Consider the following 26,450-nt stretch of genomic DNA (forward strand, 5'->3'; position numbering starts at 1 on the left):
GCCGCGCTCGGTCTTGTCACCGCTCCCCAGGTCGCTCCTGCGGAGCGGGCGGCATCTCGCTCCGAGCGGCGAGGAAGGCCCTCATCCCGCGGCTCAGAGCCGACCGCTCCGCCGGTTCCATGGCCGCCAAAGTGAACGTCAGTACGTCTGCCCGGCGCGACGCCACGTCGTCCAGCACCCGGCGTCCCTGCATGGTGAGGCTCAGCCGGACCTCGCGGCGCTTCTGCGGGTGCAGAGTCCGTTCCAGCATCCCCGCCGCCTCCAGCCGGTCGCACAGCCGGCTGGCCGTGGGAACCCCTATGTCAAGGCGCTCCGCCAGCGTGGTGAGGTTCAGGCCAGGTGACGTCTCCAGCGTCCGCAGCGCCCGCAGTTGGTGCAGGGACAGGCGCACGGCCGCCTCCTGAGCAGCCAGCGACCACAGGTTCGTGAGAGTCTCCACGGCGTCGGCGATCTCCGACGCGACGGCGTCCGGGTCGTCGCCCGGCCTCTCCACACGGTCGTCGCCTGGGCCGTCGAGACGGGTCACGAACACATCGCTTTCACTGGGTTCCGGACGCTGCAGACACAAACCTCATTCAACCGCTGTACCCGAAGGCAAGGGGGGCAAGCCGCTCCGGGGCCGGACGGACGTCGCCCGGACAGCGTCGGGAATCGGCCTGAATCAGGATTTCGGTAGCCAGGACACCTCTGACGACCTGTCAGGCATCAGCGAACGGGATCTTCCTGCTCGTCGCCGGACTCATTCCGTCCTCCTCGGCTCTGCAGGCCAGGCCGGCACGACCCCGGCCGGGTCCCGTCGGAACGCCCACTGCATGGTCGGCTCCACCGCGAAGCGGAAGATCCGCCGGACGGGCGGTGTGCACAGCACGGTCACGATCGCGGCAGCGGCGAGCGTGACGGTGATCTCGCCGAGCGGACCGTGGATCCAGGCAGGGGAGTACCAGCCCCAGAACTTCGACCCCTGGGCGATGAAGCCGTGCAGCAGGTAGCCGTACAGCGTGCCCGCGCCCAGTGCGGTGAACCACAGGCGGCGACCCGGCACCCAGGCGAGGAAGCAGCCGACCAGGACCATCGAGCAGCCGAACGTGGCCAGTGTCATCACCGGCCCGTACCAGGCGGGCGCGCCGAGCTCCTGGGCGCTGTCGCGGTGGAAGAACCAGGCGCCGGTCATCCGCGGCACCGCCCAGTACGCCGCGGCGAGCGCACAGAGGAACACCGGCACGGCCAGGACGCGCACCTTCCAGCGGCGTACCAGCCGGAAGTGCTCCGGGCGCAGGCACAGACCGACCACGAAGTACGGCAGGAACTGCAGCACCCGCTGGAGATCGAGGTCGTTGCCGATGGACGGCGAGACGGTCGCCAGCATCGCGACGACGAGTGCCAACGGCAGCGGCCGGCGCACCCTCTGCCAGATCGGAGTCGTCAGCCGCCAGATGAATAGGGCCACCAGGAACCACGTCAGATACAGGGGGTCCAGGAGGGTGATCGGCCGGTCCGGGACGCCGTCGGTCCAGCGGGTGAAAAGGGTGTATGCCGTCTCGAAGACGACATACGGAACGGCGACTCCGGTCACGAGTCGTCTGATCTTCGCCGGGCTTGCGTCGAAACCGCGGGAGAAGTAGCCGGAGATCACGATGAAGGCCGGCATGTGAAAGGCGTAGACGAAGTCATACAGCGCGGTGACGGTCCGGCTGCCGTCCCGCAGCGGCTCCCACGCGTGGCCCATCGCCACCAGCACGATCGCCAGATACTTCGCGTTGTCGAAGTAGGCATCACGCTGCTTCAGCCGCCCTTGCTGCACACCGCGTGGGGAACCTGCGCCTTCTGATGCGTGTCTTGCCTGAGTTACGGCTGTGGTCTGGGGGTGGGACATCCCACGCGCCTCACCGGTTCTGCGCGAGGTAAACCCCCACCGGGAGAGGCGGGCGTCACAGCTCAGACAGACACCGGCTCAGAGGTCGAACTCGTGCGGCGGCAGGTCGAGCGTGAAGCAGGCCTCCCGCACCACGGCCTGCTCCGTCTTGTCGAAGTCGCCGTCGGCGCCCCCGATGACGATGCCGATCTGGATGACGGCGCGGGCCTCGGCGGGCTTCTTCTTCGCCTTGGCGATCTCCTGCAGCACGCTGACCTTGCCGAAGGCGAAGTCCGTGGTCAGCTTGTTCAGGTTCTCCTCGAAGCGGCGGCGCAGATCGTCGGCGGGGAAGTTCTGCAGGACCTCGTTGGTGGCGATCAACTGGGCCACGCGCTGCCGCTCGGCCGGGTCGATGGTGCCGTCGGCGGCGGCGACCAGGGCGCACATCGCCATGCTGGCGTCGCGGAACGCTCCGCTCTTCAGGTCGTTCTTCTTCGCCACGAGCTGGGTCTGCATCGTCGACGCGGATTCCTTGATGCGGTCCCACAGGGCCATGAGAACTCCATGTGTTCGGTGTCGTAAGAGATCTACAGCACCGTGGAAACTCGTGGTGCGGAGGATAAGTTCCATCCGTTCCAGGAGAGTTCACCTGCTGAGTGTCACCGGAAAAATCCGGTGCCCCGCCCGCTTCGCGTTCCCTACACTCGCCAGGCACCGTGCGTCGCCGTGACGCGCGGAACGAGTGAGGAGGACGGCCGTGCGCTACCGCACCGATGTCGTCGTCCCCTGCTCGCAGTTCGAGGTGATCCTCGTGTCCTCGTCCGTCCGGTGCCCGCTGCGCGGCCGGTACCGGATGCCCGTGACGAACGTCTGACGCGGCCTGCCGTATTCACCGGCGCCCGTGGTCGGGACCGTTCGCCCGGGAATTGCGCTGCCCTGTTCCGATCATCGCCGATGATCAGCGATCACCAGAAAGGCCAACGGGCCGTGCGCACCAACCTCGACTCCCTCGCCGTCGTCCGCAACCTCGGCATCCTCGCCCACGTCGACGCGGGCAAGACCACCGTCACCGAGCGGATCCTGTACGCCAGCGGAACCACGCACCGGCGCGGTGAGGTCCACGACGGGACCACCGTCACCGACTTCGATCCGCAGGAGCGCGACCGCGGGATCACCATCTTCGCCGCGGCGGTCAGCTGCGCCTGGGACGGCCATCGGGTCAACCTCATGGACACCCCCGGGCATGTGGACTTCGCCGACGAGGTGGAGCGCTCGCTGCGGGTGCTCGACGGGGCGATCGCGGTGTTCGACGCCGTCGCCGGGGTCGAGCCGCAGAGCGAGTCCGTGTGGCGGCAGGCCGACCGGCACGGTGTGCCGAGGATCGCGTTCGTCAACAAGCTGGACCGTGCGGGCGCCGACCTCGACGCGGCCGTCGCGTCGATCCGCGAGCGGCTGCATCCGGCACCGCTGGGCGTGCAGTTGCCGATCGGTGCGGAGGACGGGTTCCGCGGTGTCGTGGACCTCGTCCGCATGCGGGCGCTGGTCTGGGCCGACGGCGCCGACACGGCCGTAGAAGGTCCGGTGCCGGAGGAACTGCTGGCCGAGGCGGCGCGGCGTCGGCGGCTGCTGGAGGAGGCGGTGGCCGAGTTGCACGCCGGTGCGCTGGAGGAGTTCTGTCTGGACGGGGCCCTCGCGCCGGAGACCCTCGCCGCCGCCCTGCGCGACCTGACCCGCAGCGGCGAGGGCGTCGTCGTCCTGTGCGGCTCGGCGTACCGCAACCGCGGCATCGAACCGCTGCTCGACGCCGTGGTCTCGTATCTGCCCTCGCCGCTCGACGTGCCCGCCGTACAAGGCACGTTCGACGGTACGGAGCAGGAGCGGGTGGCGGATCCGGCGGCGCCGTTCGCGGCGCTGGCGTTCAAGGTGAATGCCACCCCGACGGGGCGGCTGACGTACGTACGCGTGTATTCGGGAACGATCGAGAAGGGAGACGCCGTGTGGGACGCGGGCGCGCGCCGCACCGAGCGGATCGGGCGGATCCTGCGGGTGCAGGCCGACCGGCATGCGCAGGTGGACCGTGCGGTCGCCGGGGACATCGTCGCCGTGGTCGGGCTGAAGTCGGCCCGCGCCGGCTCGACCCTGTGCGCCCCCGGCGCGCCGATCGTGCTCGAACCGCCGGGTGTCGCCGAGCCGGTGGTCTCCGTGGCCGTCGAGGCCCGCAGTTCCGCCGACGCCGACAAGCTGGCAGCGGCGCTGGCACGGCTGGCCGAGGAGGACCCCTCGCTGGTCGTGCGGACGGTCCCCGAGACCGGCCAGACGGTGCTGTCCGGGATGGGCGAGCTGCACCTGGAGGTCGCGGCGGAGAAACTCCGGCGCGCCCACGGGGTGGAGGTCAACGTCGGCCGTCCGAGGGTGAGTTACCGCGAGACGGTCGGGCACGGGGTGTCCGGGTTGGTCTTCCGGCACGTCAAACAGGACGGCGGAGCGGGCCAGTTCGCGCACGTGGTCCTCGGCGTCGAGCCCCTGGAAGCCGGGTTCGAGTTCCGCTCGGCCGTGGTCGGCGGGCGGGTGCCGCAGGAGTACGTCCGTGCGGTCGAGGCCGGCTGCCGGGACGCCCTCGCCGAGGGACCGCTCGGCGGTCACCCGGTGACCGGTCTGCGGGTGACCCTCACCGACGGGGCGACCCATGTGAAGGACTCCTCGGAGACCGCCTTCCGCACGGCGGGCAGGCTCGGTCTGCGGGAGGCCCTGCGGGCCTGCACGCTGGTTCTCCTCGAACCGGTCGTCGAGGTCACGGTCACCGTCCCCGAGGACGCCGTCGGCGGCGTACTCGGCGACCTGGCCGCCCGCCGCGGCCGCGTCTCGGGCTCGACCGCACGCGGCGGCGCGGCGGTCGTCACGGCCACCGTGCCCCTGGCCGAACTCTTCGGCTACGCAACCCGCTTGCGCAGCCGAACCCAGGGCCGCGGCACCTTCACGACCCGCCCCACGGGCTACGCACCGGCACCGGCCCGGTAACCGAGAAGGCGGCCCCTGCCGTACGTTGGCGGGAGCCGCCCCGGCTCCGGGATACGGCACAGCCGTGGCCGGTGCGGTCGACGCCCTGACATCGGGCGCCGTTCGCGGGGCTGCGTGGGCCGCGTGCTCGGCGTTACGGGTGCCGCCTGTGCCCACCCGTGCCGCTCCAGGCGGCACGACTGCCCGCAGGCTCGGGCAGGGACAGACTTACGGCCTGTCCGACGGGCTCTGGCGTGCGCGGGTGGGGGGCGCCCCGGCTCCGGGATGGGGTGCCGCCCGTGGATGGTCGACGCCCGGCGTGCCCCGGCGGATGCCGACGCCAACGTCAGGGCACCGATCGTGTCAGCGGTGAGTCCCTACGGTCGTTGTCGTGCCGGGTCCCGTGGGCCATGCGTCGATGCCGCGGCGAGCGCGGCGGCCCCCGTGGGTGGGCGGAGCCGGTCCTCGTTCACGGATAGGACACCACCGTGGACGGCACCGTCGAGGTTCCCGACGTAGGGGTGCCCGTTTCGTTGATGACGTGTTCGTACTGGCCCTTTCCGCCCAGGGAGACCACCAGCAGGTCGTGGAAGCGCACTCCGGGCCGGTTCGGGGCGGTGAAGCCGTTGTGCTGCACGATCGTCGGGTCGACGTTGTAGTAGCAGTAGCTGCCCAGGCCCCAGCCCTCGTGCGTGGTGACGCGGTCGCCGACCTTGTAGGCCGCGTAGCCCTTCACCGAGCCGTTCTGGATCGCGGCCTGGTTCGGGGCGTCGTAGGCCTTCTCGTTCTGGAAGAAGATCGTGCGGCCCCGCTGGCCGTACCACTGCACGTCGTACTTGTTGAAGTGCTCGACGAACAGGCCCGTGCACAGCACGTCGTCGCCGTTCACGACGATCCCGTAGTCGGCGCGGTTGGTGTCCCAGCCGACCCCGTCGCCGTGGTCGGCGCGCCAGATCCAGGTGTGGTCGACGATGGTGTGCCGGCTGTTGATGACCATGCTGGTGGTGGCCCTACCGGCGCCCGCGCCGCCGATGCGGACGAACACGTCCTGCACGGTGGTCGGGTTGGCGGAGTGGTCCCGCCAGGCGCCGCGGGGCCCGATCTCCAGCAGCGTGGGGGAGTTGACCGGTCCCGCGTCGATCAGGAAGCCCGCCAGGCGCACGCCGTCCACGTCGGCCACCCGCAGGGCGGTGACTCCGTTGGTGGGTACGAGAGTTGCGTAGCCCAGACCCAGCACGACCGTGTTGGCGCGGTCCACCTGGATCGGCTGGTCGAGGTGGTAGATGCCCGGTGTGAGGAGCAGGTGAAGCCCCTGCCTCAGCGCCTGGTTGAGGGTGGCCGCCAAGACGCCCGGCTTGGCGACGTAGAACTGCGTCAGCGGGAGCGAGGTGCCTCGCGGGGTGCCGTTGCCCCAGGTCACACCACGGGCGTTCGTCCGCTTCTCCGGCAGGAACACCCGGAGGCCGGCGGCGCCGTCGACGTACAGGAAGGGCTTCTCACGGGAGACCGGGGTGGTGTCCAGCGTGGTGTACGGCGGGTTCGGGAAGCTCTGCGCGGGGGCGCCCTCGACGCCGGAGAACACCATGTTCCAGACGCCGTTGAGCCAGCTGCCGATCGCGCTGTCCCGGGTGTACCACTGCTGTTGCGAGTACGGTCCGACCTGGCCGTCGACACGGCTGTCCGCGATGTAGCCGCCGCTCGCCCAGCCGTAGCCCGTGGGTGAGAGGTTGAGGCCGCCGCGCACGTGCATACGGCGGAAGGGGGCCGCCTGCGCGACCGCCCACCGGTTGGTGCCGTTCGCCGGAACGAGGGCCAGGTTCTCCGCCGAACGCCAGAAGTTCTGCGTCGCGTTGCCGTTGAACCAGCCCGCGTCGACCGTGACGTCCCCGTTGATCGTGGTGTCGTCGGGGGAGAGGCCCAACCCCATGATCGAGGTGTAGAAGCCGAGTTGGGCGTTGAGGCCGTTGTAGGTGCCCGGCTTGAACAGCAGCGCATAGCGGCCGGTGCCGAACTGGGCCGACTCCTGCTGTGCGAACACCTCGTCCAGCTTGGCCTGGATGCCCGGGGCGGACGGGTCGAAGACCAGGACGTTCTGGCCGAGGTCGCCGCCGCCGGGGAGGAGCTTCGGCTTCCCCGGCGGCGACGGGGCGGCGGACGCGCGGGCGGACAGACCGAGCACCGCCGGGGCGGATGCGGCGGCCGCGCCGAGGACGGTTCTGCGGCCCACGGCGGGCAGGCCGGAGTCAGGCAGGGGCATGGGGCGGCTCTCCTGTTCAGGAAGTGAACGAGGTGGGGTTTGGGAGCGCTCTCTCGCCGGTGAATGCTTCAACTACCCGAACGGGTGCGTCAAGAGGTGCGACGGGAGTTCCACAAGGGTTGCCGCACCCCTTGACGCGGCCATCCTCCGCGGTTTAACTCACGTCCTAAATTAAGCCATGAGTGCAATCCCCCGAAGGGACACCGGGAGCCATGCGCAGCATCCGAGCCGCGGCCGTAGGCGCCGTCACCATGTCACTCGCCCTTGCCGCCTCGGCCTGCGGAGGCGGTTCGTCGACGGGCGGAGGGTCCAACGACTCGCCGAAGACGCTCACGTACTGGGCCTCCAACCAGGGCGCGAGCATCGCCGTGGACAAGAAGGTCCTGCAGCCCGAGCTCGACAAGTTCGAGAAGCAGACGGGCATCAAGGTGGAGCTGGAGGTCGTCCCCTGGTCGGATCTGCTGAACCGGATCCTCACCGCGACCACCTCCGGCCAGGGCCCCGACGTCCTCAACATCGGCAACACCTGGAGCGCCTCCCTGCAGGCCACCGGCGCCCTGCTGCCCTGGGACGCCGGGAACTTCGCGAAGATCGGCGGCAAGGACCGCTTCGTCGACTCGGCGCTCGGCTCGACCGGCGCGCAGGGCAAGGACCCGGCGGCCGTACCGCTCTACTCGATGGCCTACGCCCTCTACTACAACAAGCAGATCTTCGCCGACGCCGGCATCTCCAAGCCCCCGGCCACCTGGGACGAACTCGTCGCCGACGGCAAGAAGATCAAGGCGAAGGGCAAGTCGCCGCTCGGTGCCGAGGGGGCGAACCTCTCGGAGAACATCCACCACGTGTTCGTCTTCGCCAAGCAGCACGGCGCCGACTTCTTCACCGTGGACGGCAAACCCGACTTCACCAGCGACGGCGTGGTCACCGCGGTCAAGCAGTACGTCGACCTGATGGCCAAGGACAAGGTCATCCCGACCGGCGACGCCGAGTACGCGCAGAACCAGTCCGTGAGCGACTTCGCCAAGGGCAAGCAGGCCATGCTGCTGTGGCAGTCCGCCGCCGCCAACCTCAAGTCCCAGGGCATGAGCGAGAGTGCGTACGGCATCGCGCCCGTGCCCGTGCAGTCCGGCACCCCCGGCACCGGCACCCGGGTCAACTCGATGGTCGCGGGCATCAACCTCGCCGTCTTCAAGAACACCGACAACCTCGACGGCGCCACGAAGTTCGTGAAGTTCATGACGAGCGACGCCGAGCAGAAGATCCTCAACACGGCGTACAGCTCGATCCCGCCCGTGAAGACCGCCCAGTCGGATGCCGCGTTCAACAGCGCGTCCAATTCCGTGCTGAAGCAGACGCTCGCGACGAGTGCCGTCGCGCTGCCGCAGGTCGCCGACGAGTCGCAGTTCGAGACGGCGGTCGGTACGGCCGTCAAGGACCTGTTCGCGGACGCGGCGGCCGGGCGCGCGGTGACCGCCGACTCGGTGAAGGCGGCGCTCGAAAAGGCCCAGCAGCAGATGCCGGCGAAGTGAGCCCGATGACGACCACCGCCCTCAAGGAGCCCTCGGTGAGCGGGAGTTCCGCCGGGACGGCGGCACGCGAACAGCGTGGCCGCCGTCCCGGCCGGATCCGCCGCACCGGCCTCCCGTACCTGCTCCTGCTGCCCGCGCTGATCCTCGAACTCCTCGTCCACCTCGTGCCGATGGTCATCGGCATCGTGATGAGCTTCAAGGAACTCACGCAGTTCTACATCCGCGACTGGGGCACCGCGCCCTGGTCCGGCCTCGGCAACTACAGGGTGTCGGTGGACTTCGACGCCCCCGTCGGCGAGGCACTGCTGCACTCCTTCTTCGTGACGGTCGGCTTCACCCTGCTGTCGGTCGGCCTGTGCTGGCTGACCGGCACGGCGGCCGCGGTGTTCATGCAGGACACCTTCCGCGGCCGCGGTCTGCTGCGGGCGCTGTTCCTGGTGCCGTACGCCCTGCCGGTGTACGCGGCCGTGATCACCTGGGTGTTCATGTTCCAGCACGACAACGGCCTGGTGAACCACGTCCTGCACGACCAGCTGCACCTCACCGACAAGCCGTCCTTCTGGCTGATCGGCGACAACAGCTTCTACGCGCTGCTGACCGTGTCGGTGTGGAAGGGCTGGCCGTTCGCCTTCCTGATCGTCATGGCCGGCCTGCAGAACATCCCACGCGAGCTCTACGAGGCGGCCGCGCTGGACGGTGCCGGGATGTGGCAGCAGCTCCGCCGCATCACGCTGCCGTCCCTGCGGCCCGTGAACCAGGTTCTGGTCCTGGTGCTCTTCCTGTGGACCTTCAACGACTTCAACACGCCGTACGTCCTGTTCGGGAAGGCCGCGCCGGAGGCCGCGGACCTCATCTCGGTCCACATCTACCAGGCGTCCTTCGTCACCTGGAACTTCGGCACCGGCTCCGCGATGTCCGTACTGCTGCTGCTCTTCCTGCTGGTGGTGACGGGCGTGTATCTGGCACTCACCTCACGCGGACGGAGGACGGCCGATGTCTGACGCCCAGAGGATCAAGTCCCCGATGGCACCACCGAGTTCCTTCCTCTGGTCCCGGCGGATCTTCCTCATCCTGCTCACCGGCTTCGTCCTGGTGCCGGTGTACGTCATGGTCTCCAGCTCGCTGAAGCCCCTCGCCGATGTCACGGGCGCGTTCCGCTGGCTCCCCAGCGGTCTGACGATCCGCCCGTACATCGACATCTGGTCGACGGTCCCGCTGGCGCGCTACTTCGTGAACTCGCTGATCGTGGCGGGCACGGCGACCGTCTGCTCGGTGGTGATCGCGGTGTTCGCCGCCTACGCCGTCAGCCGCTACGACTTCCGCGGCAAACGCGTCTTCACGGTCACCGTCCTGTCCACGCAGATGTTCCCCGGCATCCTCTTCCTGCTTCCGCTGTTCCTCCTCTACGTCAACATCGGCAACGCCACCGGCATCGCCCTGTTCGGTTCCCGCGGCGGTCTGATCCTCACGTACCTCACCTTCTCCCTCCCGTTCTCCATCTGGATGCTGATCGGATACTTCGACTCGGTGCCGCGCGACCTGGACGAGGCGGCGCTGGTGGACGGCTGCGGGCCGCTCGGCTCGCTGCTGCGGATCGTCGTTCCGGCCGCGATCCCCGGGATCGTCGCCGTCGCCGTCTACGCCTTCATGACCGCCTGGGGCGAGGTGCTCTTCGCCTCCGTCATGACCAACGACACCACCCGCACGCTCGCCGTCGGCCTCCAGGGCTACTCCACCCTCAACGACGTCTACTGGAACCAGATCATGGCCGCCTCGCTGGTCGTCAGCGTGCCCGTGGTGGCCGGGTTCCTGCTGCTGCAGCGCTATCTCGTCGCCGGTCTCACGGCGGGAGCCGTCAAGTGAACCGTCCGCAAGCCAACTCCACCGATTCCGAAGGGACTTCCGTGTCCGACCGCATCGACCTCGCCGCCTTCCCGCCCGACTTCCTGTGGGGCACGGCCACAGCGGCGTACCAGATCGAGGGCGCCGTCGCGGAGGACGGCCGCTCCCCGTCGATCTGGGACACCTTCTCCCACACCCCCGGCAAGGTCGCGGGCAACGACAACGGCGACGTAGCGTGCGACCACTACCACCGCTGGCGCGAGGACATCGGTCTGATGCGCCGACTGGGCACGAACGCCTACCGGTTGTCGATCGCATGGCCGAGGGTGCTGCCGGGCGGGGACGGACCGGTGAACCCCAAGGGCCTGGCCTTCTACGACAGGTTGATCGACGGGCTGCTGGCGGTGGGCATCACGCCGTTCGTCACCCTCTACCACTGGGACCTGCCGCAGACCCTCCAGGACCGCGGCGGCTGGCCCGAGCGGGACACCGCGCAGGCCTTCGCCTCGTACGCCTCGGTCGTGGCGGGACGCCTCGGCGACCGCGTGTCGCACTGGGCCACGCTCAACGAACCGCTGTGCTCGGCCTGGATCGGCCACCTGGAAGGCCGGATGGCCCCCGGCCTGACCGATCTGACGGCCGCCGTCCGTGCCTCCTACCACCTGCTCCTGGGCCACGGCCTCGCCACCGAAGCGATCCGCGCGGCGGCCCCGTCCGCGCAGGTCGGCCTCGTCACCAACCTCTCCACGGTGCACGCCGCCACCGACCGCGAGGAGGACGTGCGGGCCGCCCGCCGGCAGGACGGCCACGTCAACCGCTGGTGGCTGGACCCGGTGTACGGCCGCGGGTTCCCGGCCGACATGCGCGAGGTGTACGGCGTCGAACTCCCGGAGCGGGAGGGCGACTTGGCGACGATCGCAGCCCCGCTCGACTGGCACGGCCTGAACTACTACATGCCGGCGACCGTCGCCGACGACCCCTCGGCCCCGGCACCCCATGTGCGTACGGTCCGCCGGCTCGGCGTCCCGCGCACCGGCATGGACTGGGAGATCGACGCGAACGGCATCGAGACGCTGCTGCTCCGGCTCACCGAGGAGTACGGCGCCCGGCGCCTGTACGTCACCGAGAACGGCTCCGCCTACCCGGACGTCGTACGCCCGGACGGGACCGTCGAGGACCCCGAGCGCCAGGACTACCTGGAACGCCACCTCGCGGCCTGCGCATCCGCGGTGCGCAAGGGCGCCCCGGTGGCCGGTTACTTCGCCTGGTCGCTGCTGGACAACTTCGAATGGGCGTACGGCTATGACAAGCGGTTCGGGCTGGTGCATGTGGACTACCGGACGCAGCTACGGACGATCAAGGGGAGCGGACACCGCTACGCCGAGATCGTCCGCGCCCACCGGGGCCGTCACCGCAGAGCGGCCTGAGGCGGGACCCCTGTGCCGGACCGGGCGCGGGAGCCGGGTCCGGCACAGGTGCGGATTGCCCGATCATGGGCATTTTGCCGAGTCATGTACGCATGAGCCGCTGTCGTGGGCGCGCCGACGTGGCACGATAATGTGACGAGGATCACCCTGTGAGGTGGTGTGCGTCATGGCCGTATCGGAGAAGGCGCCCGGCGCGGGAACCAAACCGGGACTGAAGCGCGAGATCGGCTTCGTCGGCCTCATCTGGGCCTCGGAGGGATCGATCATCGGATCCGGATGGCTGTTCGGCGCCCAGGGCGCCCTGGCCGCGGCCGGCCCGGCGGCGATCATCTCCTGGGCCATCGGCGGCCTGGCGATCCTCATCCTGGCCCTGGTGCACGCGGAGCTCGGCGGAATGTATCCGGTCTCCGGCGGGACCGCCCGCTTCCCGCACTACGCCTACGGCGGCGCCGCCGGCGCCTCCTTCGGCTGGTTCTCCTGGCTGCAGGCGGCCACGGTGGCCCCCATCGAGGTCCTGGCCATGATCACCTACGGCCAGCACTACTCCTGGGCGCACGGCTGGGAGAAGATCAAGGGCGGGGAGCACGTCCTGACCGGGTCCGGCATCGCCGTCGCGGTCGGACTGATGGCGGTCATCACGGCGATCAACTTCCTCAGTATCCGCTTGCTGGCCCGCACCAACAGCGCGGCGACCTGGTGGAAGGTCGGCGTCCCCCTGCTGACGATCTTCGTCTTCGCCATCGCCACGTTCCACACGGGCAACTTCACCGCGGCCGACGGATTCAACCCCTACGGCGCCAAGGGCATCCTGTCCGCCGTCTCGACCAGCGGCATCATCTTCGCCCTGCTGGGCTTCGAGCAGGCCGACCAGCTGGCCGGTGAAAGCGCGCATCCCAAGCGGGACATCCCGCGGGCGGTCATCGGATCGATCATCCTGGGCATCATCATCTACGTCCTCCTGCAGGTCGCCTTCCTCGCCGCGCTCCCCGCGAACCAGATCGGCCACACCTGGGCCGACTCCGCGTTCAACGCCCTGAGCGGACCGTTCGCCCAGGTGGCCACGCTCATCAGCCTCGGCTGGCTGGCCACGATCCTCTATCTCGACGCGGTGGTCTCCCCCGCCGGCACCGGCCTGATCTACATCACCGGCTCCTCCCGGGTCTCGTACGGCCTGAGCCGCAACGGCTACGTGCCCTCGGCATTCGAGAAGACCAACGAGCGCGGTGTCCCCTGGGTCGGTCTGATCACCGCCTTCGTGATCGGCTGCATCTGCTTCCTGCCCTTCCCGAGCTGGCGTTCCCTGGTCGGACTGATCACCAGTGCGAGCGTGCTGATGTACGCGGGCGCCCCGCTGTCCTTCGGCGTGTTCCGCAACCGGCTGCCCGACGCCCACCGCCCCTACCGGCTGCCCGGCGGCAGCTGGATGTCGCCGCTCGCCTTCATCGTCGCCAACCTGCTGATCCTCTGGTCGGGCTGGACGACCGACTGGAAGCTCGGCGTCGCCATCCTCATCGGTTACGTCATCCTGATCGCCAACCGGGTGTTCAAGATGAACCCGATCACCCCACAGCTGGACCTGCGGGCCGCGCAGTGGCTGCCCGCCTACCTGATCGGCATGGGCCTGATCGTCTACCTCAGCGACTTCGGGCCCCTGAAGCACCCGTGGTTCCCGCTGTGGTGGGACATGCTCGCCACGGCTGTCTTCAGCCTCGTCATCTACTACTGGGCCATGGCGGTCGCCCTGCCGGCCGAGAAGATCCAGTACATGATCGACCAGGTCGTCGTCCCCGAGGAGGAAGAGGTCCTCTGACCGGGGCCTCGGGCCGAGCCGGCCGGCAGGGCGCGAGGCGCGTCAGCAGTCCCGGAACTCCGGCGACTGGTTCAGCACCTGCGACCGCAGCGACGTGAAGCGCCCGTACGTCTCGCCGTGCCGTGCCCCCGGCCGGAACGCCGCCACCCGGTGGCAGTTCTGGAAGGCCAGTTCCACGCCGAAGTGGCGTTCCAGGCTGCCGCGGATGGCGTCGCTGGCGAGGGCGCGCAGAAGCTGGCCGCGCTCCTGCTCGGAGGGGGGAGGGGTCTGGTTGTCGGTGAACTCGGCCGTTCCGCCCTTGAGTTCGCCGGCGAGGGAAGCGATCAGGTCGTAGGCGTACGGGAGGGACGTGCGGACCGTGTCCACGAAGTCCTCCTCGCGGATGTCACCGGACTCGGCTTCGGCGAGGAGCTTCGGGGAGACGTCGAGAGACATGGAAACAGGCGTCCGTTCTATGAGTTGGTGGATGGTCTGGGGGGGAGCGGTCAGGTGAGCGCCGACGGGCCCGGTACGAACTCCGGGTCCACCTGGGCGGCCAGGTCCAGGCCGGTCGCCTCGTTCGCCCATGCGCGGGCATTGCGCAGGTGGAACTCGACGGCGTGGCGGTGGAGGGCGGGCCAGTCCCTGGGGTGGGCGTCGACGGTCTCGCGCAGGATGGTCAGGGCGTGGCGGTTGTGCGGCTCCAGGGTGTCCAGACCGCCCTCCGCGCGGCCCTGTTCGGCCGCCCGTACCCAGGGGGAGTGGACCAGGTGGGTGAGGAGGTCGTCGCCCACCTGCTCCTTGAGGAACAGCAGGTCGTCCTCGCCCGTCACCTTGTTGCCGATCACGGCGACACGGATCCCGAACTCGCGGGCGTGATCGCGGTACTGGCGGTAGACCGAGACGCCCTTGCGGGTCGGTTCCGCCACCAGGAACGTGATGTCGAACCGGGTGAACAGGCCGGAGGCGAAGGCGTCCGCGCCCGCCGTCATGTCGACCACCACGTACTCGCCTGGTCCGTCGACCAGGTGGTTGAGATAGAGCTCGACGCCGCCGAGCTTGGAGTGGTAGCAGGCCACCCCGAGGTCGCTCTCGTCGAACTCGCCCGTCACCATCAGCGGCACGTCGCCCACGCGCCGGACGTGGCGCGCGTGGAGTTCGTCGTCGCCGAGTAGGCGCAGGAGGCGGGAGCCGCGGCCGGGCGGGGTCGTCTTGATCATCGCCTCGCGGGAGGCGATGCGCGGGTTGGAGCCCCGCAGCCAGTCCTTGATCTCGGGCAGATGGGCGCCCAGGGGCGGGGTGTCCAGAGGGTCCTGGTCGTGTCCCAGCGCCTCGGCCAGGTGCTGGTTGATGTCGCCGTCGATGGCGAGTACCGGGGCGCCGGAGCGGGCCAGATGACGGGCGAAGAGCGCTGAGAGGGTGGTCTTGCCGCTGCCGCCCTTGCCGACGAACGCGACCCGCATTACCGGGCCGACCTCATTTTGAAAATGAATGTCATGTGGCTAGGTTTTAGGCAGCTCCCGACGGTCTGTCAAATCGACGGGGGCCGGATGGTGATCGGGCGGCGATCGGGCGGTGATCAAGAAGGCGTGCTCAATGCAACCTCGCCGAGTTGCTCGCGTTCGCTGCCGCGGGCGGCGGCTGCCGCGTCGTCTACCTGCACACCGTGCCGTCAGCGCGGCTGCGGTGGGGCTGGTTGTTGCCGAGCGTGTCAGCGCTCTGCCGTGAGAGCCGGGATGCGTTGTCGGTTGTCTGCCGGCCCGTTGTGGCTGGTCGCGCAGTTCCCCGCGCCCCTTGCGGGGGCGCTGCCGGGCTGCTTCCTGACATGTGCGCCGCGGCCCGCCCATGAGGCCGCGAACCGGCGTTGTTCAGGACGTCGACGTCACCGGCTCGCGCTCCGACTCCAGGTCCAGCATCTCCTCCACCTCGCCGTCCCGGACCCGGGACGTGCGCCGCAGCCACAGGACGTCCCGGCCGAAGGACCAGATCAGGGAGGCCAGGGCCAGTACGACGACCGCGAGGGAAGCCATGGAGGGGAGGTAGCCCGAGGCGGCCAGGAGAAGGCAGACGCCCTGCATCGCGGCGACCGTCTTGCGGGCCGTGCTCGGCGGCAGGGAGGCGTTCAGCCACGGCCAGACGCGGGCCGCGGCGACGAAGGCGTAGCGCATGCCGCCGATGAGCAGGACCCACGGACCGAGTTGCATGGAGACGTAGACGCTGAGCACCAGGATGAGGAACGCGTCGACCTCCATGTCGAAGCGGGCGCCCAGAGGGGTGGAGGTGCCGGTGGCGCGGGCGACCTTGCCGTCGACGCCGTCCAGGATGAGGGCGACCGCCGTGAGGCCGACGAGGGCGGTGACCGGCGGGGAGCTCTCGAAGGAGTCCGCGACCAGGGCCGTGACACCGCCCACCAGGGTCGCCCGGCCGAGCGTCACGCGGTTGGCCGGGCCGAACGAGCGCGGCCGGGTGCGGTGCAGTGCCCGTGAGAGCACCGCCCACATGGCGACGGCGAAGACGAGGCCGGTCAGCCAGCCCGCCGGCCCCATGCCGATCGCCGTGCCGAGCAGGGCCAGCAACAGGATCTGAACGCCCGCTCCCACAGCGGTCTCCTGCTGGACCAGCCTTGCGTCGTAAGTGTTGTTCAGGGCCACCGCACACCCTCCGGCCGAATGACAAAGTCGATCAACGCCGCGTACTGTGCGCGGCCTGTGCACACCTCGGTACGTGAACAACTTCCCGATCGTTCAGGAGGAGGCCGGATGACCCGCATCGCACGCGCGTTCTGGCTGAGTCGTCCGGGTCTCGGCGAGATCCGGACCGTCGACCTGCCCGAACCCGCCGAGGGCGAGGTGCTGGTGCGCTCGCTCTTCTCCGGGGTCAGCCGCGGCACGGAGACGCTCGTCTTCCGCGGCGGCGTTCCGGAGAGTCAGCACGCGGCCATGCGAGCGCCTTTCCAGGAGGGCGAGTTCCCCGCACCCGTGAAGTATGGCTACCTCAGTGTCGGGAGGGTGGAGGAGGGGCCCGAGGAGCTGGTCGGGCGTACGGTCTTCTGTCTGTATCCGCACCAGACGCGGTATGTGGTGCCGGTTTCGGCCGTTACGGTCGTATCGGACACCATTCCTGCCGAGCGGGCCGTCCTCGCCGGGACCGTGGAGACCGCCGTGAACGCCCTGTGGGACGCGGCCCCGCTGGTCGGCGACCGGATCGCGGTGGTCGGCGGCGGCATGGTCGGCTGCTCGGTGGCGGCCCTGCTGGCCCGCTTCCCGGGCGTACGGGTGCAACTCGTCGACGCCGACCCGGCCCGCGCCAAGACCGCCGAGGCCCTCGGAGTCGACTTCGCGCTGCCCGAGGACGCGCTCGGGGAACGGGACCTCGTCGTGCACGCCAGCGCCACCGAACAGGGTCTCGCCCGGGCCCTGGAACTCCTGGCCGCCGAAGGCACCGTCGTCGAACTGAGCTGGTACGGCGACCGGAAGGTGAGCCTCCCGCTCGGCGAGGCCTTCCACTCCCGGCGGCTGACGATCCGCAGCAGCCAGGTCGGCACCGTCTCCCCGGCCCGCGCGAACCGCAGCTACGCCGACCGGCTCGCCCTGGCCCTCGACCTGCTCGCCGACCCGGCACTCGACGCACTCATCACAGGGGAAAGCGCGTTCGAGGAGCTGCCGGAGGTGATGCCCCGGCTGGCCAACGGCGAGATTCCCGCGCTGTGTCACCGTGTGAGGTACCCCGAAACGGTCTGACCTGAGAAAAGAGTGAGAGTCGGCTGAACGGGGGGAAGCGAAGAGCCGTACTACACGGCATCCTCCGGTGGCCAATGGCCGGAGGACCAGACGCGCCGCACCTGGAGGGTCGTCCGTTGTTCAGTGTCACCGTCCGCGATCACATCATGATCGCCCACAGCTTCCGCGGCGAGGTCTTCGGACCCGCGCAGCGCCTGCACGGAGCGACGTTCCTGGTGGACGCCACGTTCCGGCGCGAGCAGCTGGACGACGACAACATCGTCGTCGACATCGGACTCGCCACCCAGGAACTCGGTGCCGTCGTCAGCGAGCTGAACTACCGCAACCTCGACAACGAGCCCGAGTTCGCCGGCGTCAACACCTCCACGGAGTTCCTGGCGAAGGTCATCGCCGACCGGCTCGCCGAGCGGATCGAGAAGGGCGCGCTGGGCGAGGGCGCCAAGGGCATCGTGGGCATCTCGGTGACCCTGCACGAGTCGCACATCGCCTGGGCCAGTTACGAGCGTGCCCTGTGACCGACGTGACCTTGGAGAAGGTGGAGAACGCCCCGGGGGAGGCGGAGACCACGTCGCTCAGCTATGTGCCCGTGCAGCACTCCGCCCTGAAGAACGCCGAGATCATCCCCATGTCCCTGCGCTCCGTGCACTTCGTCATGCCGGGCGGCGTCGACGACCCGGCCGCGCCGAGCGGCGGCAACGCCTATGACCGGCGCATCAGCCTGGACCTGCCCGGCTTCGGCTGGCAGGTGCACAAGCACGCCGTGGCAGGCGAGTGGCCCCGGCCGGGGGCGGCGGCCCGTGCGGAACTCGCACGGACGCTGCGGGAGTTGCCGGACGGGACGGTCGTCCTGCTGGACGGGATCGTCGCCTGCGGGGTCCCCGAGATCGTCGTACCGGAGACGGAGCGCCTGAACCTCGCCGTCCTCGTGCACCTTCCGCTCGGCGACGAGCGGGGCCTGGAGCCCGCCGTGGCCGCCGAGTTGGACGCCAAGGAGCGTGACGTGCTGCGGGCCGTGCCCGCCGTGATCGCCACCAGCGACTGGGCGGTCCGCCGCCTCGTCGCCCACCACGGCCTCGCCCCCGAGCGGGTGCACGTCGCCGCCCCCGGCGCCGACATCGCGCCGCTCGCCTCCGGCACCGACGGCGTCTCCCGGCTGCTGTGCGTGGCGTCGGTGACCCCGCGCAAGGGGCAGCACCGGCTGGTGCAGGCGCTGGCCGCGGCGGCCGACCTGCCGTGGAGCTGTGTGTGCGTCGGAGGGCTCGGGCACGACCCCGCGTACGTCGCACACCTGCGGCTGCTGATCAAGGAGCACGGTCTGGAGGACCGCATCCACCTGGCCGGCCCGCAGGCCGGTGCCGAGCTCGACGCCAGCTACAACGCCGCCGACCTCATGGTCCTCACCTCGTACGCGGAGACGTACGGCATGGCGGTGACGGAGGCCCTCGCGCGCGGCATCCCCGTGCTGGCCACGGATGTCGGCGGTCTGCCCGAGGCGGTCGGACGCGCCCCCGACGGCGGTGTTCCCGGCATCCTCGTGCCGCCGGAGGACCCCGCCGCCCTCGCCGCCGAACTGCGCGGCTGGTTCGGCGAGGCCGACGTACGACGCCGGCTGAAGGCCGCCGCCCGGGGCCGGCGGGCCGCCCTGGACGGATGGGCGACCACGGCCCGAAGCCTTGCCGGAGTACTGGGCCGGCTGCCGAGCGAACCCAGGAGGGCGGCATGAACAGGACGGTACAGATCAGCGAGAAGATCCCGGCGCAGCCCGGACCGCGGGGCGACTCCGAGACGGACGACTCCGTGATCCCCGGCGCCGGCCCCGCCCCGCGCCCCGGCGAGCGCCCCACCGTGCGGCTGCGGGACACCGGGCCCGAGGAACCGCCGCGTTACGCGCCCGAGTGGCTGGAGCTGCGGGAACCCGCTGACGCCGCCGCGCGGGCGCACGAGCTGCTCGACCCGCTGCGGATACGGCTGGCCAACCTGCCGGGCAAGGCCGGGCTGGTCATCCACGACCTGGGCTGCGGCACCGGCTCGATGGGCCGCTGGCTCGCACCCCGTCTGGACGGCGCCCAGCACTGGGTCCTGCACGACCGCGACCCGTACCTGCTGCACTTCGCGGCCGTCGCCTCCCCGCGGTCCGCCGCCGACGGCAGCCGGGTCAGCGTGGAGACGCGCCGCGGCGACGTCGCCCGGCTCACCCCGGACGCGCTCGCCGGTGCCTCGCTGGTGACGGCGTCCGCGCTGCTCGACGTCCTCACCCGCGAGGAGATCGAGACCCTCGCCGCCGCCTGCACCGGGGCCGGCTGCCCCGCCCTGCTGACGCTCTCGGTGGCCGGACGTGTCGAACTCACCCCGTCCGACCCGATGGACGAGGAGATCACCGAGGCGTTCAACGCACACCAGCGCCGCGGCGACCTGCTCGGCCCGGACGCGATCACGGTGGCCTGCGAGGCCTTCTCGGAACGGGGCGCGACGGTACGGGTCAACCCCAGCCCCTGGCGCCTCGGCCCCGACGAGGCCGCGCTGACGGCCCAGTGGCTGCGGGGCTGGGTGGGCGCGGCCGTCGAGGAACGCCCCGAGCTGAAGGCCCGCGCAGAACGGTATCTGCAGGACCGCCTGGCCGCCTGCGGGGCGGGCGAACTCCACGTCGTGGTCCACCACAGCGACCTGCTGGCACTGTCCCGGCCGACGGGCGGCGCGGCATGAGCATCGAGACGGTACGGGCACACGTGGTGCGAGCCGACCTGCGCGGCGTCGTGGCGGCCGGGCGGGGTGTGGACGTCGTGTCCGGGGCGCCGACCGGCGTCGGCCCGGAGACGCGAACCGAATGCGCCGTCCGCCCGGCAGCAGCGGGTGCGGCCGGCGGTGCCGCCTCCGTCGCGGTCGAGATATGGGCGGACGGCGCGCCCTGCCTCGCCGCGCGGGACGCGGCGCTGCGGACGCGGGTGGATGTACTCGCGTCCGCCCCACCCGTGGGTCCCGCCGTCTCCGAGGCCCGTATCGGCGTGATCGTCTCCGCGGCCCGGCCCGAGTCGGCCGCCGCGCGGACGCCCCGGTGGCGTGCCATCGTGTCCCGGCTCAACTCCCGTGCCGTACGGACCCACTTCGGTACGGTCGCCGGTGCCGTCATCCTCGGGGCGCTGCTGTGGCGCCTCGGTACCGGCGTCCTCCTGGACGGGCTGCGGCGGATCGACACGACGACGCTGGTGCTGGCCCTCCTGATCGGTGTGGCCACCACCGTGCTCAGCGCCTGGCGCTGGGCCCTGGTGGCCCGGGGCCTGAAGATCCGGCTGCCGCTGGGGGAGGCCGTCGCCGACTACTACCGGGCACTGTTCCTGAACGCGGCCCTGCCCGGCGGTGTCCTCGGCGATGTGCACCGTGCGGTACGGCACGGGCAGAGCGCCGGTGACATGGGCCGCGGCGTGCGCTCGGTGGTCCTGGAACGGGTCGCCGGGCAGGTCGCGCTGACCGTCCTCGGCGGTGCCGTGCTGCTGACGATGCCGTCGCCCGTGCTGGCGCAGACCAGGCACTTCGCGCCGCTGGTGGGGCTCGCGGCGGTGGGCGCGCTCGCCGTCCTGGTGGCGCTGCGGATGAACGGGACGCCCTCCCGCCGCGGTCGGGCGCTGCGCGCGACGCTCGCCGAGGCGCGCGAGGGGCTGCTGTCGCGCCGGAACTGGCCGGGTGTCGTCGTCTCGTCGGTGCTGATCCTGGCCGGCCACGTCGCGATGTTCGTGCTGGCCGCACGGGTCGCCGGATCCGGAGCCTCGGTCGCCGCGCTGCTGCCGCTGGCGGTCCTCGCGCTGATCGCGATGGGCCTGCCGCTGAACGTCGGCGGCTTCGGTCCCCGCGAGGGCGTCGCCGCCTGGGCGTTCGGAGCGGCGGGGCTCGGCGCGAGCAGCGGGGTGGCCGTCTCCGTGGTCTACGGGGTGCTCAGCTTCGTGGCGGCCCTGCCCGGCCTCGCCGTCCTCGTCGCCCGCTGGTACACGGGCCTGCGCGCAGGCTCCGGAACGGCCGCTGAGGCAGCCCCGGAACCCGCACGCGAACCCGACTACCCGCGCGCGCTGCCGGCTTCCCCCGTCTTTCCGGTTTCCGTGCCGGAATCGTCCGCCGAGGTGAGGAGTGAGAAATACGCTCCGAAGGAATCCGCCAAGGCGGCGAGCAGTTCCTTCCCCTTTTCCGCGGAACCGAGCGAAGGGCGTCCGATGACGCCCGAATCGGTATAGCCGGACATCCCGAGGGTGAGCAGATGACGCCGGTCGTCCGCGACGAAATCGGAGGTCTCATAACCGGGGCGGAGCAATTCCGGGTGAGCGTGCAGAAGGATGGAGGTCTCGATTTCTCCCGCGTGCATGTCGGTCAGCAGCGAGGTGGTCACCCCCGCCCGCTGCCGCGCCGCTTCCCAGTCCTCGGCGGCCGGAAACAGCGCCATGCGCTCGCCGCGGGCGGAGGATTCCTGAACGACGTTGCCCAGTACGTAGTTTCCGCCGTGCCCGTTGACCACCACCAGGACGTCGACGCCGGAGCGGCGCAGCGACTGTGCGATGTCACTCACCACCGAGTGAAGGGTCACGGAGGAGATGCTGACGGTCCCGGGCCAGGCCGCGTGCTCGTGCGAGCAGGAGATCGTCACCGGCGGAAGGAGGTGCACCGGGTACGCCGCCGCGATCTCCCGGGCCACGGCACAGGCGACGAGCGTGTCGGTCGCCAGCGGAAGGAACGGACCGTGCTGCTCGAAGCTCCCGACCGGAAGGACGGCGACCTGCGTTGAGACACCCGCCGCCCTGGTCCGTACCTCTTCCGTAGTGTCCGCCGGCACCAGCCCGTATGCCGCCGTACGCGCGCCCGAACCACTCATTTCTTCACGGCCTTTCGTCTCTGCTTAGGAATCAGATCATGACAGATAAAATCGGCGTCCTCGGCAAGAAGTCCCCACAGCGCACGGGCGTGGAACGGATTGTGAATGCCCCACTGCCCACGGTGTACGGGCAATTCCGGGCGGTGGGTTACATGGATCACGATCGCGGCGATGAGCAAGTGGCCCTCGTCCACGGTGACATCGGCACCGAGGGTGTCCTCACCAGGCTGCATTCCGAGTGCCTGACCGGTGACGCGTTCGGCTCCCAGCACTGCGAATGCGGTGACCAGCTCGAATCCGCGCTGAAGGCCGTGGTCGCCGAAGGCAGCGGCATAGTCGTCTACTTGAGGGGCCACGAGGGCCGCGGCATCGGTCTGCTCGCCAAGCTGCGGGCGATGGCGCTGCAGGCGGAGGGCCTGGACACCGTCGAGGCGAACCTCGCGCTGGGGCTGCCGGTGGACGCCCGCGACTACGGCGTCGCCGCCAAGATCCTGCAGGACCTGGGCGTGAACTCGGTACGGCTGATGTCCAACAACCCGCGCAAGCAGGAGGCGTTGGTGCGGCACGGCATCCAGGTGGCGGAGACCGTCCCGCTGCTGATCCCGCCGTGCGAGAGCAACATCACCTATCTGCGCACCAAGCGGGAGCGGCTCGACCACGTCCTGCCGCATCTGGACGCGGTGGCCCACCTGTCCTGAGCGGGATCGTGCACCACCTCGCCGACACTACGGTCGGCGAGGTGATCCGGTCGCCTCCCGCGGACCGTTCAGTCCGTGACCGCCTCGTGGACCAGCCGCTTGAGGTCCGGGAAGAGCCTGAGTGACGACTTCGGCCGGACCTGCGTCATGAACTGCACGGTCAGATCGCGGCCGGGGTCCACCCAGAAGGTCGTCGTCGCCACCCCGCTCCAGCCGAACGTGCCCAGGCCCGAGGGTGCCTGGGTGCGCTCCGGGTCGATGACGACGGAGACGCCGAGGCCGAAACCGATGCCGTCGTTGCCGGGCTCGTCGTGGGCCGGGCGGCTGCCGAAGGCGCGCAGGTCGGCGCCGCCGGGCAGCTGGTTGCGGGTCATCAGGTCCACCGTCCCGGGGGACAGGAGGCGGACACCGTCGAGCTCGCCGCGGCGGCGCAGCAGCTCCATGAAGCGGTGCACGTCGTAGGCGGAGGCCACCATGCCGCCGCTGCCGGACAGGAAGCGGGGCCGCCCGTGCAGCGGCAGCCCGGCGATCGGCTCGATGCCGCCGGCCTCGGTCTCGCCGTACAACTCGGAGAGCCTCGGTGCCTGTTCGTCCGTGACGCAGAACCCGGCGTCGGTCATCCCGAGCGGGCCGAGGACGCGCTCGGCGATGAACACGTCGAGCGGCTGCCCGGACACGACCTCGATCACCCTGCCCAGGACATTGGTGGCGACCGAGTAGTTCCACTCGGTGCCCGGCTCGAACTGCAGCGGCAGGCGCGCGTACGCGTCGACGGTCCCGGCCAGGTCCGAGCCGGGCAGTACGGCCGAATCGAGGCCCGCCTCGCGGTAGAGGGCGTCGACGGGGTGCTGGTGGTAGAAGGCGAAGGTCAGGCCCGCGGTGTGGGTCAGCAGATGCCGGATCAGCGGGACCTGGGCGGCCGGGCGGGTCCGGACCTCGGAGCCGGATCCGCTCTCGTAGACCTGAGGGTCGGCGAAGGCCGGGAGGTGGCGGGCGACCGGGTCGTCCAGCGACAGGCGGCCCTCCTCCACCAGTATCAGTGCGGCGACCGAGGTGACCGGTTTGGTCATGGAGTAGATCCGCCACAGGGTGTCCGCCTCGACGGGCAGCCCCGCCGCGATGTCGCGCCGGCCGTGGGTGGTGAGGTGGGCGACGCGTCCGCCGCGGGCCACGGCCACCAGGTAGCCGGGCAGGCGGCCCTCGTCGACGTAGTGGGCGAAGTGCTGGTCGAGGCGGTCCAGCGCCTTGGCGTCCAGCCCGGCCTCACCCGGGTCGACCTCTTGTCGCAGCTGTGCCATTCGCTCTCCTCCGGGCGCGCTGTGCGCTCTGCTGTGAGTGCCGCGACAGACCGTCTGCCCTCTGCGGCACCATCGTGGCTGGTCGCGCAGTTCCCCGCGCCCCTGTAGGGGCGCGGAGTCGCAGCGGACTTTGCCTGTTCTGCCTGGTCTCATCGTCGCTCAGGAACGGCGGCGTTGACCCCCGGTTGACCATGATTGATCGTTTCGGTGGAACGTTCCGGCAGTGCGCGGCCCGCCACCGCCCCCGCCATGGCCATCACGGCGAGGACGTCCAGCGGCAGCCCGTGCCCGTGGCCGAGCCCCATCAGCGTTGTTGCTACGGCCACGCCCAGCACCGGGCCGACGTTCATCGCGGTCTGCTGCAACCCGCCCGCCACCCCGGCCGACCCGACGGCAGCCTGGCGTACGACGACATGGGTGGCCGCCACCATCACCGTGCCGAACCCGGCCCCCACCAGCGCGAACCCGGTGCAGAAGCCGACCGTCCCCGAGGCCCTGCCCAGCACCAGGATCCCGGCGGCCAGCACGGCCATCGCCGCCACGCTCGTACGGCGCGCCCCGGCGCGGCGCAGCAGCACCGCGCACCCCGGCGCGGCGACGATCATCAGAGCCGCGAGCGGCAGGCTGAGCAGGGCCATGTGCACCGGGTCGAGGCCGAGCGTGTCCTGGAGCAGGAAGGTGGCGACGAACAGCGTGCCGTTCAGGGCGGCGGACGCGGCGACCAGGATGCCCAGCGCGGAACCGACGGCCGCCGAGCCCACGACGTCCGGCGGCACCAGCGGGCTCGCGGTCCGCCGCTCGTGCCGTACGAAGGCGGCCCCCGAGGCCGCGGCCGCCACCAGGCCGAGCGCGCTCGACGGCGTCCATCCGCCGTACGGCAGCGCGACCAGGGTGTGGACCAGACAGGCCAGGGTCACCGCGAGCAGAAGCGCACCGGGCAGGTCCAGGTGCACGGGGGAGGACTGCCGGGGGCCCGGGCCGCGCAGCGTGAGCGCGAGCAGGCCGAGGACGAGAGCCGGTACGACGTTGAGGAAGAACACCGCCCGCCAGCCCGGCCCGGCCACCAGCGCCCCGCCCAGGACGGGCCCCGCCGCGGCCGCGAGCCCTATCGCGCCGGTCCGCACGGCGATCGGCATCCGCAGCCGGTCGGGCGGGAACGCGGCCCGCAGCATCCCCAGCGTGGCGGGCTGCAGCAGCGCCCCGAACACACCTTGCAGGACCCGCAGACCGATCACCCAGCCGACACCGGGCGCGAGACCGATGCCCGCCGACGTCACCCCGAAGCCCAGCATCCCCAGGGCGAAGAGCCGTTGATGCCCGTACCGGTCGCCGAGCCGTCCGGAGAACACCAACAGGCCCGCCACCGCGATGAGATAGCCGGTGCTGGTCCACTGGACCTGCGCGAAGGACGCGCCCAGGTCGCGTTGCAGGGTGGGCTGCGCGACGGTGAGGACCGTGCCGTCCAGGGCGACGATCACCGCCCCGACCACGCTGCACGCCAGCGTCAGCGCACGGTGCCCGCTCACGAGCCGTCCCCCAGGTGCGCGCCGAGGGCCGAACGCAGCAGAGGTTCGAAGTCGGCGGTGCCCGTGGCGAGTTGGAGGCTGCCCCAGCCCCACAGCTGGGCGATGCCGTGCAGGTTCGCCCACAGTGCGCCCGCGACGACCCGGGCGTCCGCCTCGGGCCGGACCCGCCCGACCAGCTCCACCAGCCGCCCGAAGAGGGGCAGGCTGGTGTCTCGCAGCCCCAAGTGTCCGCTTTCCAACAGATCATGACGGAACATCAACTCGTACATGCCGCGGCTGTCGACGGCGAACTCGAGGTAGACCCGCCCGAGGGCCGTCAGCTGCTCGCGCGGGGTCGCCGTGCCGTCGCCGGTCGCCGCCGTCGCCCGCTCGGCCAGTTCGGCGAAGCCGCGGCGGGCGATGGCGGACAGCAGCTCCAGGTGGGTGGGGAAGTAGCGGCGGGGCGCCCCGTGCGAGACGCCCGCCCGGCGCGCGATCTCCCGCAGGGTCAGCGCCTGCGCGCCTTCGCCGGCGACCAGCTCCACTCCGACGTCGACCAGCCGGTCCCGCAGCCCACGCTCCGATGCATTCATAGACACTGTCTACCAGGGGGTAGTAGACGGTGTCTACCGACACATGGGCGGACGGGAATGCGTAGATCGGT

General features: G+C 70.7%; 22 protein-coding genes and 1 pseudogene. 12 read left to right on the forward strand and 11 right to left on the reverse strand.

Translation table 11 applies throughout. The features are described from left to right. Positions 1–16: 16 nt before the first annotated feature. From ACIBW9_RS16255 to ACIBW9_RS16265, 3 genes are all read right to left on the reverse strand, one after another. Positions 17–526 carry a MarR family winged helix-turn-helix transcriptional regulator gene (locus ACIBW9_RS16255; RefSeq protein WP_398955409.1) on the reverse strand — a complete coding sequence of 170 codons (510 nt, stop codon included), beginning with the start codon at positions 524–526 and terminating at the stop codon, positions 17–19. A gap of 213 nt (positions 527–739) precedes the next feature. Continuing rightward, positions 740–1,873: an acyltransferase family protein gene (locus ACIBW9_RS16260; RefSeq protein ID WP_398955411.1), complete on the reverse strand. Its 1,134-nt coding sequence runs from the start codon at positions 1,871–1,873 to the stop codon at positions 740–742. Positions 1,874–1,951: 78 nt separating this feature from the next. Further along, positions 1,952–2,407, reverse strand: a complete 456-nt coding sequence (locus ACIBW9_RS16265) for a tellurite resistance TerB family protein (RefSeq protein ID WP_266962873.1) — start codon at positions 2,405–2,407, stop codon at positions 1,952–1,954. A 399-nt stretch (positions 2,408–2,806) separates the two neighbouring features. Here ACIBW9_RS16265 and fusA point away from each other — a divergent pair, with 399 nt between their 5' ends. Continuing rightward, positions 2,807–4,870: an elongation factor G gene (gene fusA / locus ACIBW9_RS16270; RefSeq protein ID WP_398955414.1), complete on the forward strand. Its 2,064-nt coding sequence runs from the start codon at positions 2,807–2,809 to the stop codon at positions 4,868–4,870. A gap of 448 nt (positions 4,871–5,318) precedes the next feature. On the opposite strand, the gene ACIBW9_RS16275 is transcribed toward fusA, so the two are convergent. Continuing rightward, a complete protein-coding gene (locus ACIBW9_RS16275) occupies positions 5,319–7,106 on the reverse strand; it encodes a coagulation factor 5/8 type domain-containing protein (RefSeq protein ID WP_398955416.1) in 1,788 nt (595 codons plus the stop codon). A 212-nt stretch (positions 7,107–7,318) separates the two neighbouring features. On the opposite strand from ACIBW9_RS16275, the gene ACIBW9_RS16280 reads away from it, so the two are divergent. The 5 genes from ACIBW9_RS16280 (at position 7,319) to ACIBW9_RS16300 (ending at position 13,714) form a co-directional block, all read left to right on the forward strand. Further along, positions 7,319–8,635 (forward strand): ABC transporter substrate-binding protein, encoded by a 1,317-nt coding sequence (locus ACIBW9_RS16280; protein WP_398955418.1) that lies wholly within the window; start codon positions 7,319–7,321, stop codon positions 8,633–8,635. Positions 8,636–8,640: 5 nt separating this feature from the next. After that, positions 8,641–9,636 carry a carbohydrate ABC transporter permease gene (locus ACIBW9_RS16285; protein ID WP_398955420.1) on the forward strand — a complete coding sequence of 332 codons (996 nt, stop codon included), beginning with the start codon at positions 8,641–8,643 and terminating at the stop codon, positions 9,634–9,636. A gap of 22 nt (positions 9,637–9,658) precedes the next feature. Further along, the gene (locus ACIBW9_RS16290; RefSeq protein WP_398956452.1) at positions 9,659–10,498 is read left to right on the forward strand and encodes a carbohydrate ABC transporter permease; all 840 of its coding nucleotides are present in this window, start codon (positions 9,659–9,661) and stop codon (positions 10,496–10,498) included. A 41-nt stretch (positions 10,499–10,539) separates the two neighbouring features. Continuing rightward, positions 10,540–11,904, forward strand: coding sequence for a GH1 family beta-glucosidase (locus ACIBW9_RS16295; protein ID WP_398955422.1), 1,365 nt, complete (start codon positions 10,540–10,542; stop codon positions 11,902–11,904). A 166-nt stretch (positions 11,905–12,070) separates the two neighbouring features. Next, complete coding sequence (locus tag ACIBW9_RS16300) at positions 12,071–13,714, forward strand: APC family permease (RefSeq protein WP_398955425.1); 1,644 nt, start codon at positions 12,071–12,073, stop codon at positions 13,712–13,714. A 42-nt stretch (positions 13,715–13,756) separates the two neighbouring features. Here ACIBW9_RS16300 and ACIBW9_RS16305 read toward each other — a convergent pair whose 3' ends face one another. The 3 genes from ACIBW9_RS16305 to ACIBW9_RS16315 form a co-directional block, all read right to left on the reverse strand. Then, entirely contained in the window at positions 13,757–14,149 is a 393-nt protein-coding gene (locus ACIBW9_RS16305) for an SCO5389 family protein (RefSeq protein ID WP_398955427.1), read from the reverse strand. Between the two features lie 50 nt (positions 14,150–14,199). Then, positions 14,200–15,156 (reverse strand): AAA family ATPase, encoded by a 957-nt coding sequence (locus ACIBW9_RS16310; RefSeq protein WP_398955429.1) that lies wholly within the window; start codon positions 15,154–15,156, stop codon positions 14,200–14,202. Between the two features lie 405 nt (positions 15,157–15,561). Continuing rightward, complete coding sequence (locus ACIBW9_RS16315; RefSeq protein ID WP_398955431.1) at positions 15,562–16,344, reverse strand: CDP-alcohol phosphatidyltransferase family protein; 783 nt, start codon at positions 16,342–16,344, stop codon at positions 15,562–15,564. A gap of 108 nt (positions 16,345–16,452) precedes the next feature. Here ACIBW9_RS16315 and ACIBW9_RS16320 point away from each other — a divergent pair, with 108 nt between their 5' ends. From ACIBW9_RS16320 to ACIBW9_RS16340, 5 genes and pseudogenes are all read left to right on the forward strand, one after another. Beyond that, positions 16,453–17,433, forward strand: coding sequence for a dehydrogenase (locus ACIBW9_RS16320; protein WP_398955433.1), 981 nt, complete (start codon positions 16,453–16,455; stop codon positions 17,431–17,433). Positions 17,434–17,549: 116 nt separating this feature from the next. Further along, a complete protein-coding gene (locus tag ACIBW9_RS16325) occupies positions 17,550–17,948 on the forward strand; it encodes a 6-pyruvoyl trahydropterin synthase family protein (protein WP_398955435.1) in 399 nt (132 codons plus the stop codon). Continuing rightward, positions 17,945–19,156, forward strand: coding sequence for a glycosyltransferase family 4 protein (locus tag ACIBW9_RS16330; RefSeq protein ID WP_398955437.1), 1,212 nt, complete (start codon positions 17,945–17,947; stop codon positions 19,154–19,156). The genes ACIBW9_RS16325 and ACIBW9_RS16330 overlap by 4 nt, the downstream gene beginning before the upstream one ends. Continuing rightward, positions 19,153–20,136 carry a methyltransferase domain-containing protein gene (locus tag ACIBW9_RS16335; RefSeq protein WP_398955439.1) on the forward strand — a complete coding sequence of 328 codons (984 nt, stop codon included), beginning with the start codon at positions 19,153–19,155 and terminating at the stop codon, positions 20,134–20,136. The genes ACIBW9_RS16330 and ACIBW9_RS16335 overlap by 4 nt, the downstream gene beginning before the upstream one ends. After that, a pseudogene (locus ACIBW9_RS16340) lies at positions 20,133–21,326 on the forward strand (YbhN family protein); the annotation flags it as partial. The gene ACIBW9_RS16335 and the pseudogene ACIBW9_RS16340, both read left to right, overlap by 4 nt. A 152-nt stretch (positions 21,327–21,478) precedes the next feature. On the opposite strand, the gene ACIBW9_RS16345 reads toward ACIBW9_RS16340, so the two are convergent. Further along, on the reverse strand, positions 21,479–22,285 hold the full coding sequence (locus ACIBW9_RS16345; RefSeq protein ID WP_398955441.1) for a creatininase family protein: 807 nt from the start codon (positions 22,283–22,285) through the stop codon (positions 21,479–21,481). Between the two features lie 38 nt (positions 22,286–22,323). Between ACIBW9_RS16345 and ribA the strand changes: the two genes are divergently transcribed. Next, positions 22,324–22,983: a GTP cyclohydrolase II gene (gene ribA, locus ACIBW9_RS16350; RefSeq protein WP_389077000.1), complete on the forward strand. Its 660-nt coding sequence runs from the start codon at positions 22,324–22,326 to the stop codon at positions 22,981–22,983. Positions 22,984–23,051: 68 nt separating this feature from the next. Here the strand turns inward: ribA and ACIBW9_RS16355 are convergent, their stop codons facing one another. The 3 genes from ACIBW9_RS16355 to ACIBW9_RS16365 form a co-directional block, all read right to left on the reverse strand. Then, a complete protein-coding gene (locus ACIBW9_RS16355; RefSeq protein WP_398955444.1) occupies positions 23,052–24,281 on the reverse strand; it encodes a serine hydrolase domain-containing protein in 1,230 nt (409 codons plus the stop codon). A 149-nt stretch (positions 24,282–24,430) separates the two neighbouring features. Continuing rightward, positions 24,431–25,807 carry an MFS transporter gene (locus tag ACIBW9_RS16360; RefSeq protein WP_398955446.1) on the reverse strand — a complete coding sequence of 459 codons (1,377 nt, stop codon included), beginning with the start codon at positions 25,805–25,807 and terminating at the stop codon, positions 24,431–24,433. Beyond that, entirely contained in the window at positions 25,804–26,379 is a 576-nt protein-coding gene (locus ACIBW9_RS16365; RefSeq protein ID WP_398955448.1) for a TetR/AcrR family transcriptional regulator, read from the reverse strand. The genes ACIBW9_RS16360 and ACIBW9_RS16365 overlap by 4 nt, the downstream gene beginning before the upstream one ends. Between the last annotated feature and the right edge of the window lie 71 nt (positions 26,380–26,450).

This window comes from Streptomyces sp. NPDC049541 (assembly GCF_044465725.1).
Lineage (GTDB): Bacteria > Actinomycetota > Actinomycetes > Streptomycetales > Streptomycetaceae > Streptomyces.

Excerpts from the sequence above, each read along its gene's own strand:
- ACIBW9_RS16260 (WP_398955411.1), bottom strand. The coding sequence starts at position 1,873 with ATGTCCCACCCCCAGACCACAGCCGTAACTCAGGCAAGACACGCATCA.
- ACIBW9_RS16265 (WP_266962873.1), bottom strand. The coding sequence starts at position 2,407 with ATGGCCCTGTGGGACCGCATCAAGGAATCCGCGTCGACGATGCAGACC.
- fusA (WP_398955414.1), top strand. The coding sequence starts at position 2,807 with ATGATCAGCGATCACCAGAAAGGCCAACGGGCCGTGCGCACCAACCTC.
- ACIBW9_RS16275 (WP_398955416.1), bottom strand. The coding sequence starts at position 7,106 with ATGCCCCTGCCTGACTCCGGCCTGCCCGCCGTGGGCCGCAGAACCGTC.
- ACIBW9_RS16280 (WP_398955418.1), top strand. The coding sequence starts at position 7,319 with ATGCGCAGCATCCGAGCCGCGGCCGTAGGCGCCGTCACCATGTCACTC.
- ACIBW9_RS16285 (WP_398955420.1), top strand. The coding sequence starts at position 8,641 with ATGACGACCACCGCCCTCAAGGAGCCCTCGGTGAGCGGGAGTTCCGCC.
- ACIBW9_RS16290 (WP_398956452.1), top strand. The coding sequence starts at position 9,659 with ATGGCACCACCGAGTTCCTTCCTCTGGTCCCGGCGGATCTTCCTCATC.
- ACIBW9_RS16300 (WP_398955425.1), top strand. The coding sequence starts at position 12,071 with ATGGCCGTATCGGAGAAGGCGCCCGGCGCGGGAACCAAACCGGGACTG.
- ACIBW9_RS16305 (WP_398955427.1), bottom strand. The coding sequence starts at position 14,149 with ATGTCTCTCGACGTCTCCCCGAAGCTCCTCGCCGAAGCCGAGTCCGGT.
- ACIBW9_RS16310 (WP_398955429.1), bottom strand. The coding sequence starts at position 15,156 with ATGCGGGTCGCGTTCGTCGGCAAGGGCGGCAGCGGCAAGACCACCCTC.
- ACIBW9_RS16320 (WP_398955433.1), top strand. The coding sequence starts at position 16,453 with ATGACCCGCATCGCACGCGCGTTCTGGCTGAGTCGTCCGGGTCTCGGC.
- ACIBW9_RS16335 (WP_398955439.1), top strand. The coding sequence starts at position 19,153 with ATGAACAGGACGGTACAGATCAGCGAGAAGATCCCGGCGCAGCCCGGA.
- ACIBW9_RS16345 (WP_398955441.1), bottom strand. The coding sequence starts at position 22,285 with ATGAGTGGTTCGGGCGCGCGTACGGCGGCATACGGGCTGGTGCCGGCG.
- ribA (WP_389077000.1), top strand. The coding sequence starts at position 22,324 with ATGACAGATAAAATCGGCGTCCTCGGCAAGAAGTCCCCACAGCGCACG.
- ACIBW9_RS16355 (WP_398955444.1), bottom strand. The coding sequence starts at position 24,281 with ATGGCACAGCTGCGACAAGAGGTCGACCCGGGTGAGGCCGGGCTGGAC.
- ACIBW9_RS16365 (WP_398955448.1), bottom strand. The coding sequence starts at position 26,379 with ATGAATGCATCGGAGCGTGGGCTGCGGGACCGGCTGGTCGACGTCGGA.